Raw genomic sequence first — 7,551 nt, 5'->3', positions numbered from 1 at the left:
GGGCGTCGCAGCTTGCGGCGCTCAGGCGCCCCGATGGATGGTGGCGGACTGATGGTCCGGTTCGCCGTTCGGGCAGTCGAATGTCTGCCGCCGCGGACGCCGTCGCAAGCGCGCGCATGCCGCTGCGCCATGATGGTGCGTGCCGTTTCACGACACGCCGACGTCGCGACGCGCGCGGCAACGGCTGTGCAAACGGTCGCTTCAAACGCCGCGGCTAGCGCGTCGTCGTCTTCAGCTCGATCACCCGTTCCGGCCGGCGCGCATGGCCCGGCCAGTGCTCGCGCCCCCGCATCCGGCGCACGGGGCTTACGACTTCTTCGTCGAGCGGTTGCGGCGCATCGAAGCCCTTCTCGATCATCACGTAGCCCTCGCGCAGCGCAAGCGCCAGATGATTGCCGCCCGGCCGGCTGTCGTATCCCGCGAGGCCGTCGGCGGATTCGGGCATCGCGTTGTCGAGCGACGCATTGCTCGTCGTGATCTGGTCAGGCGACATCGGTTCGCCCCGCGCGAGGCGTGCCGCTTCGCGATTCTTGCCGTCCGTGTCGACGGTGCTGTCGTGAGCGTCGTCGTTGTACAACTCGATGCTGCGCGGATGCGTGGAACGCATTTGTGCAGACGATTGCATCGCGGATCTCCTGGCGGCGAATCTCTCCGGATCGAAGCAAGTCCCGTTCCGGACGCGACGGGAAAAGGCGCGCGTGCGGTCGCCGCGGCCGTGCGGCGCGCGCTGATTTGTCATGATTTATTTCAGCTAGAAGATGCCTTTTCTACAGAGTATGATTCTTTTCCGATGAAGCGGCGACAGGGGACCAGGATGGCCGCTTCCGCCCCGACCAGGGCGCCGCAACACCCTTACGGACGGACCGTGAACAAAAGAAAGCAAGGGACTTGAGGTGGCGGACTCATGCAAGCGACTACTGCCTTCACGCATCGCGGTTACCTGTTGAACTGCGCGCCCGCGCGCGCCGGCGACGGTTCGTTCAAGCCCTACGTCGTGATCTCTCGATCGAGCGACGGGGAGCTCGTCGCCAATCGTTTCTTCCCGTCGGACCTCCAGTTCAACGACGCAGACGCCGCGATCGCGCACGCGCGCGACTGGGCGGTGCGCTGGATCGACGCGAGCAGCGTCACGATCTGACGCCGGCCCCCGGCTGAAAAACGCGGTAATCTTGGCAGACCCGTCACTTTTATTTGCGGCCGCGCGCGCAGCGCCGGCTGCCTGCTTTTTGCATATGTCGAAATCGCTTGCCCGTCAGTGGGGCCTCGAAGAGATCGTCGCCGGTTTGCGCGAGTCGCGCGAGGAACTGCATCGCACGCGCCATCCGCGCGGCATCCGTGAACTCCCGTCCCGCGATGCGATCTGCAAGATCGTGACCGGCCTGCGCGCGTCGATGTTCCCGACGCATTACGGCGCGCCGGACCTGACCGACGAGACCGTCGACTATTACGTCGGCCATACGCTGGAGAGCACGCTGCGCGTGCTGTCCGAGCAGATCCGCCGCGCGCTGCCGTTCCTGCCCGAGCATGCGGATACGCCGGCTGCGGAACTCGACGAACGCGCGTTCGACATCGCGCGCAAGTTCGGCAAGCAACTGCCGGCGATCCGCGCGCTGCTCGTCAGCGACATCCAGGCCGCGTATGCGGGCGATCCGGCCGCGCAGCACATCACGGAAATCCTGCTGTGCTACCCGGGCGTGCTGGCGATGATGCATCACCGGCTCGCGCATGCGCTGCATCGCCTCGGCGTGCCGCTGCTCGCACGCTTCATCAATGAAATCGCGCATTCGGCCACCGGCATCGACATCCACCCCGGCGCGCAGATCGGGCCGAGTTTCTTCATCGACCACGGCACCGGCGTCGTGATCGGCGAAACGGCGATCATCGGCGAACGCGTGCGCGTGTACCAGGCCGTCACGCTCGGCGCGAAGAGCTTCCCGGCCGACGGCGACGGCGCGCTCGTCAAGGGCAATGCGCGGCACCCGATCGTCGAGGACGACGTGGTGATCTACGCGGGCGCGACGATTCTCGGCCGCGTGACGATCGGCCGCGGCTCGGTGATCGGCGGCAACGTGTGGCTCACGCACAGCGTGCCGCCGGGCACGAGCGTCGCGCAGAGCAAGGCGCGCGAGGGCGACCGCGCGGAGAAGCCGTAACGGCGGCGCGCGTCAGCGTTCGCCTGACGGCGAACGGTGCTTGTACAGCACGTCCTGATCGACGCGGATCAGGTTCTGTCCCGCATCGACGACGAAATCCACGCCGTTGTACGCGGCTCCGGTCAGCAGCAGGATCGCGCGTGCAACGTCGCTCGGGCCCGCGATGCGCGCGAGCGGCGTCGACGCGCGGCTCGCGTGTTCGAAGTCCGCCTGGGTCTGGTCGTCGCTCGGCAGCATCAGGCCCGGAAACACCGCGTTCACGCGCAGCACCGGCGCGGCCGACAGCGCGAGCATCTGCGTCAGGTTGCCGAGCGCCGCCTTCGCGACCGTGTAGCTGAAGTGGTCGCGATGAAAGTTCTCCTTGATCTTCTGGTCGACCACGTTCACGACGACGCCCTGCGCGCCCGCCGCGTGCGCCCGCTCGTAGAACGCGCGCGTGAGCAGGATCGGCGCGCGGCAGTTGACGGCCCACGCCTGGTCGAGCGCGGCGAGGTCGAAGCTCGGGAAGTGGTCCTGCCAGAACACCGACGCGTTGTTGACCAGCACGTCGAGGCGGCCGAAGCGCGCATAGACCGCGTCGATCAGCGCGGCCACCTGCGCGGCGTCCGACAGGTCCGCCTGCAGCGCCACGGCGTCCGTCCCGCGTTCGGCGATCGCGTCGGCGGCCGCGTGCGCGGCGTCGGCCGAGCGGTCGAAGTGGATCGCGGTGCGATAGCCCTGCGCGGCGAAATACTCGGCGAATGCGCGCCCCGCCCGGCGCGCCGCGCCGGTCACGAGCACCACCGGCGCATCCGCCGTCTGCTTCGTCGGCTCCATTTACGTATTCGTCAGGTTCACGGAAGAAGGATTCGCGACGATCGACAGGAATTCGCGCCGCGTCGACGGATCGGTGCGGAACGTGCCGAGCATGCGCGACGTCACCATCTCGACGCCCGGCTTGTGGATGCCGCGCGTCGAGATGCACTGGTGCGCGGCTTCGAGAATCACGCCGACGCCTTTCGGCTGCAGCACGTCGAACAGCGTGTCGGCGATCTGCACGGTCATCTTTTCCTGGATCTGCAGACGCTTCGCGAATGCGTCGACGAGCCGCGCGAGCTTCGAGATGCCGACGACGCGGTGATTCGGCAGGTACGCGACGTGCGCGCGGCCGATGATCGGCACCATGTGGTGCTCGCAGTAGCTTTCGAAGCGGATGTCCTTCAGCACGATCATCTCGTCGTAGCCGTCGACCTCGCTGAACGTGCGCGCGAGGATGTCGCGCGGTTCGATCGCATAGCCGGAGAAGAACTCCTCGTACGCGCGCACGACGCGCGCCGGCGTGTCGACGAGGCCTTCGCGCGCGGGATCGTCGCCGGCCCAGCGCAGCAGCACGCGGACGGCCTCCTCGGCCTCCGAACGGCTCGGCCGGGACGCGGCCGGTTCGGGCCGCGAGGATTTTTTACCCATGTATTCGCTCCATCGAGTATGGCCGCCTGCGGCGGCGGCGAGATGGGGAGCATTGTTTCATGCTTTCAACGGTCGTGCGTCGCGCGGCCGCCTCACTTCGGCCACTCGTCCTGCTCGTCGTTGAACAGCGACGCGACGACGCCGCGCAGCCACGCGGTGCGCGGGTCGTTGTGAAACTTGCGATGCCAGTGCTGCTTCAGGTCGAAGCGCGGCAGCGCGAGCGGCGGCTCGACGGGCGTGATGAACGCGTGCTCGGCCGCATACGCGTAGCCGATCGCGTGCGGCACCGTCGCGATCAGGTCGGTGCGGCTCAGGATGAACGGCAGGCTCATGAAGTGCGGGGTCTCGAGCACCGCGCGCCGATGCATCCGCTGTTTCGCGAGATATTTCTCGAGCACTTCCTGGCTGCGTCCCTCCGCGCGCACCACCGCATGCCCGCACGCGAGGTACTGCTCGACCGTGAACGGCTGCGCCTGTTCGAGCGGATGGCCGCGCCGCATCAGGCACACGAAGCGGTGCGTGAAGAGCCGCTGCTGGAAGAAGTTGTTGCCGTCGAGATCGGGGAAGTAGCCGACCGCGAGATCGAGCGAACCGGCTTCGAGGCCGCGCCCGACTTCGTCATGCGACAGCGACGCCGAGCGCAGGTTCGCATGCGGCGCGCGCGTCGCGAACGCCTGCAGCAGCTTCGGCAGGAACACGATCTCGCCGACGTCCGACAGCGCGATCGAGAACGTATGCGTGCTCGTCGCCGGATCGAAGTCGTGCGGCGCGACGAGGCCGCGCTCGATCTGCGCGAGCGCGTCGCGCGCGGCGGGCAGCAGCGCCAGCGCGCGCGGCGTCGGCTCCATGCCGCGCGACGTGCGCACGAACAGCGGATCGCCGAAATATTCGCGCAGGCGGCCGAGCGCCGCGCTCACGCGCGGCTGGCTGACGCCGAGCTGGTCGCCGGCGCGGCTCACGTTGCGGGTGTCGTCGAGCGCGACGAGGTAGGGAATCAGGTTCAGATCGAGCGCGTCCATCAGAGCACCACTATTTGCGAGGCGTATACAAGTTATCTCCTTAATCGCGTTGCCGCATAGTCGGGAAAGCGCTGAAATTCGTTTCACTATTCGAATCAATGTTGCTTTGCATGGGACCCGAGCAAGCGCTGAAGCGCCAAGTCGGGTCGACACAGGAGACGAACAATGCGCACCCAGGTCGCAATCATCGGCGCCGGCCCGTCCGGCCTTCTGCTTTCCCATCTGCTGCGCCTGCAAGGCGTCGATTCCGTGCTCGTCGAAGCCCGTTCGCGCGAATACTGCGAGAACCGGATCCGCGCCGGCGTGCTCGAGCAGGGCACGGTCGACACGCTGAACGCGGCCGGCCTCGGCAGCCGGATGCGCCGCGAAGGGCTCGAGCATCACGGCATCGAGCTGCTGTTCGGCGGCCAGCGGCACCGCATCGACCTGACCGGGCTGACCGGCGGGCGCGCGATCACCGTCTACAGCCAGCACGAAGTGGTGCGCGACCTGATCGCGGCCGGCGTCGAGCACGGCCATGCAATGCACTTCGAGGCGAGCGACGTCGCGCTGCACGACGTCGACGGCGACAAGCCGTACGTCACCTTCAAGCATGCGGACGGCCGCGCGGACCGCATCGACTGCGACTACATCGCCGGCTGCGACGGCTTCCACGGCATCGCGCGACAGGCCATTCCCGCCGAACGGCAGCGGACGTTCGAGCGCGTCTACCCGTATGCGTGGCTCGGCATTCTCGCGGACGCGGCGCCCTCGCTCGACGAGCTCGTCTATGCGCACCACGAGCGCGGCTTCGCGCTGTTCTCGATGCGCTCGCCCGCCGTCACGCGCCTCTACCTGCAATGCCGGCCGGACGAGAACGTCGACGAATGGTCCGACGCGCGAATCTGGGACGAGCTGCACACGCGCTTCTCGAACGACACGGGCTGGACGCCGTCCGAGGGCCGGATCACGCAGAAGAGCGTGACGCCGATGCGCAGCTTCGTGTCCGAGACGATGCAGTACGGCCGCCTCTTCCTCGCCGGCGACGCCGCGCACATCGTGCCGCCGACCGGCGCGAAGGGGATGAACCTCGCGGTGGCCGACGTCCGCGCGCTGGCTCGCGCGCTCGGCGCGCGCTACCGGGATGGCGGCGCGGCGCTGCTCGACGCGTATTCGGCGACCTGCCTCGACCGCGTTTGGCGCGCCGAGCATTTCTCCTACTTCATGACGAACATGCTGCACCCGTCCGAGGACGACACGCCGTTCGTCAACCGCCTGAAGCTCGCCGAACTCAAGTACGTGACGCGTTCCCGGGCCGCCGCCCAGGCGCTCGCGGAGAACTACGTCGGGCTGCCGTTCGACGACGAGACCCCCGAGGCATCCCGCCTTGACAACGCGCTGTGCACGACTCTATGATCGGCCGTGGTTCGCTAATCGAATCATGGTTCGAATAGCGAACAAAACCGGGCCCGGACACGGGCCCGGCGCGGCACGCGAGACGCGCGTGTCCCCTCGACAGGCCGCGCCTCGTGCCGCGGGTACGTATCAGGAAGAGACATGGTCAACAAGATTTTCGAATCGCTTCAGTCGGCGGTCGCCGACGTTCACGACGGCGCGACGATCATGATCGGCGGCTTCGGCACGGCCGGCATGCCGTCCGAACTGATCGACGCGCTGATCGAGCAGGGCGCGCGCGACCTGACGATCGTCAACAACAACGCGGGCAACGGCGAAACCGGCCTCGCGGCGCTGCTGAAGGCGAAGCGGGTGCGCAAGATCATCTGCTCGTTCCCGCGCCAGAGCGATTCGCAGGTGTTCGACGCGCTGTACCGCGCGGGCGAGATCGAGCTCGAGCTGGTGCCGCAGGGCAACCTCGCCGAGCGCATCCGCGCGGCGGGCGCGGGCATCGGCGGCTTCTTCACGCCGACCGGCTACGGCACGAAGCTTGCCGAAGGCAAGGAAACGCGCGAGATCGACGGCAGGCTCTACGTGCTCGAGAAGCCGATCCACGCGGATTTCGCGCTTGTGAAGGCGTACAAGGGCGACCGTTGGGGCAACCTCGTGTACCGCAAGACCGCGCGCAACTTCGGGCCGATCATGGCCAGCGCGGCGAAGGTGTCGATCGTCCAGGTGTCGGAAGTCGTGCCGCTCGGCGGGCTGAACCCGGAGCACATCGTGACGCCGGGCATCTTCGTGCAGCGGATCGTCGAGGTGCCGCAGGCCGCGCATGCGGCCGAGCTGGCCGCCGAACGCGCCGCGTCCCAAGCTGCCTGACTCGAGGAAAACCGACATGAAACGACTGACCCGCGATGAAATGGCCAAGCGCGTCGCCCAGGACATTCCCGAAGGCGCGTACGTGAACCTCGGCATCGGCGTGCCGACGCTGGTGGGCAACCATCTCGACCCGAACAAGGAAATCTTCCTGCACAGCGAGAACGGCCTGCTCGGCATGGGCCCGGCGCCCGCGCCCGGCGACGAAGACGACGAACTGATCAACGCCGGCAAGCAGCACGTGACGCTGCTCACGGGCGGTGCGTATTTCCACCACGCCGATTCGTTCGCGATGATGCGCGGCGGCCATCTCGACTACTGCGTGCTCGGCGCGTTCCAGGTGTCCGCGACGGGCGACCTCGCGAACTGGCACACCGGCGCGCCGGATGCGATTCCGGCCGTCGGCGGCGCGATGGACCTCGCGATCGGCGCGAAGCAGGTGTTCGTGATGATGGAGCACCTGACGAAGCAGGGCGAGAGCAAGATCGTCGCGCAATGCTCGTATCCGGTCACGGGCATCAACTGCGTGAGCCGCATCTATACGGACCTCGCCGTGCTCGACGTGACGCGCGACGGCCTCGCGGTGACGGAGATCTTCACCGACCTGTCGTTCGACGAGCTGCAGAAGCTGACCGGCGTGCCGCTGATCGACGCGACGCAGAAGGCTGCGGCCTGAACCGGAT

The 7,551-nt window shown here is 67.5% G+C and carries 9 protein-coding genes; 5 read left to right on the top strand and 4 right to left on the bottom strand.

Annotated elements, in window-relative coordinates:
* Window positions 1-214 precede the first annotated feature (214 nt).
* Window positions 215-625 (bottom strand): DUF3005 domain-containing protein, encoded by a 411-nt coding sequence (locus KY49_RS12690; RefSeq protein ID WP_042585027.1) that lies wholly within the window; start codon window positions 623-625, stop codon window positions 215-217.
* A 279-nt stretch (window positions 626-904) separates the two neighbouring features.
* Between KY49_RS12690 and KY49_RS12685 the strand changes: the two genes are divergently transcribed.
* Together KY49_RS12685 and epsC are read left to right on the top strand one after the other, a co-directional pair.
* The gene (locus KY49_RS12685; protein ID WP_042585026.1) at window positions 905-1,138 is read left to right on the top strand and encodes a hypothetical protein; all 234 of its coding nucleotides are present in this window, start codon (window positions 905-907) and stop codon (window positions 1,136-1,138) included.
* 94 nt (window positions 1,139-1,232) lie between these two features.
* Window positions 1,233-2,153 (top strand): serine O-acetyltransferase EpsC, encoded by a 921-nt coding sequence (gene epsC / locus KY49_RS12680; protein ID WP_042585025.1) that lies wholly within the window; start codon window positions 1,233-1,235, stop codon window positions 2,151-2,153.
* Window positions 2,154-2,165: 12 nt separating this feature from the next.
* On the opposite strand, the gene KY49_RS12675 is transcribed toward epsC, so the two are convergent.
* The 3 genes from KY49_RS12675 to KY49_RS12665 form a co-directional block, all read right to left on the bottom strand.
* A complete protein-coding gene (locus KY49_RS12675) occupies window positions 2,166-2,969 on the bottom strand; it encodes an SDR family NAD(P)-dependent oxidoreductase (protein ID WP_042585024.1) in 804 nt (267 codons plus the stop codon).
* Window positions 2,970-3,599 carry a GTP cyclohydrolase I FolE gene (gene folE, locus KY49_RS12670; protein ID WP_042585023.1) on the bottom strand — a complete coding sequence of 210 codons (630 nt, stop codon included), beginning with the start codon at window positions 3,597-3,599 and terminating at the stop codon, window positions 2,970-2,972.
* A gap of 92 nt (window positions 3,600-3,691) precedes the next feature.
* A complete protein-coding gene (locus tag KY49_RS12665; RefSeq protein ID WP_042585022.1) occupies window positions 3,692-4,618 on the bottom strand; it encodes a LysR family transcriptional regulator in 927 nt (308 codons plus the stop codon).
* Between the two features lie 165 nt (window positions 4,619-4,783).
* Here KY49_RS12665 and pobA point away from each other — a divergent pair, with 165 nt between their 5' ends.
* From pobA to KY49_RS12650, 3 genes are all read left to right on the top strand, one after another.
* Window positions 4,784-6,013 (top strand): 4-hydroxybenzoate 3-monooxygenase, encoded by a 1,230-nt coding sequence (gene pobA / locus KY49_RS12660; protein WP_042585021.1) that lies wholly within the window; start codon window positions 4,784-4,786, stop codon window positions 6,011-6,013.
* A 141-nt stretch (window positions 6,014-6,154) separates the two neighbouring features.
* Entirely contained in the window at window positions 6,155-6,871 is a 717-nt protein-coding gene (locus KY49_RS12655; protein ID WP_042585020.1) for a 3-oxoacid CoA-transferase subunit A, read from the top strand.
* Between the two features lie 16 nt (window positions 6,872-6,887).
* Window positions 6,888-7,544: a 3-oxoacid CoA-transferase subunit B gene (locus KY49_RS12650; RefSeq protein ID WP_042585029.1), complete on the top strand. Its 657-nt coding sequence runs from the start codon at window positions 6,888-6,890 to the stop codon at window positions 7,542-7,544.
* Window positions 7,545-7,551: the final 7 nt, after the last annotated feature.

The sequence above is a fragment of the Burkholderia sp. MSHR3999 genome (genome assembly GCF_000833595.1).
Classification (GTDB): Bacteria; Pseudomonadota; Gammaproteobacteria; order Burkholderiales; family Burkholderiaceae; genus Burkholderia; species Burkholderia ubonensis.
The sequence above is the reverse complement of the archived record's forward strand: the minus strand, read 5'-3'. Positions and strand labels throughout refer to the sequence as shown.

Excerpts from the sequence above, each read along its gene's own strand:
- KY49_RS12690 (WP_042585027.1), bottom strand. The coding sequence starts at position 625 with ATGCAATCGTCTGCACAAATGCGTTCCACGCATCCGCGCAGCATCGAG.
- KY49_RS12685 (WP_042585026.1), top strand. The coding sequence starts at position 905 with ATGCAAGCGACTACTGCCTTCACGCATCGCGGTTACCTGTTGAACTGC.
- epsC (WP_042585025.1), top strand. The coding sequence starts at position 1,233 with ATGTCGAAATCGCTTGCCCGTCAGTGGGGCCTCGAAGAGATCGTCGCC.
- KY49_RS12675 (WP_042585024.1), bottom strand. The coding sequence starts at position 2,969 with ATGGAGCCGACGAAGCAGACGGCGGATGCGCCGGTGGTGCTCGTGACC.
- folE (WP_042585023.1), bottom strand. The coding sequence starts at position 3,599 with ATGGGTAAAAAATCCTCGCGGCCCGAACCGGCCGCGTCCCGGCCGAGC.
- KY49_RS12665 (WP_042585022.1), bottom strand. The coding sequence starts at position 4,618 with ATGGACGCGCTCGATCTGAACCTGATTCCCTACCTCGTCGCGCTCGAC.
- pobA (WP_042585021.1), top strand. The coding sequence starts at position 4,784 with ATGCGCACCCAGGTCGCAATCATCGGCGCCGGCCCGTCCGGCCTTCTG.
- KY49_RS12655 (WP_042585020.1), top strand. The coding sequence starts at position 6,155 with ATGGTCAACAAGATTTTCGAATCGCTTCAGTCGGCGGTCGCCGACGTT.
- KY49_RS12650 (WP_042585029.1), top strand. The coding sequence starts at position 6,888 with ATGAAACGACTGACCCGCGATGAAATGGCCAAGCGCGTCGCCCAGGAC.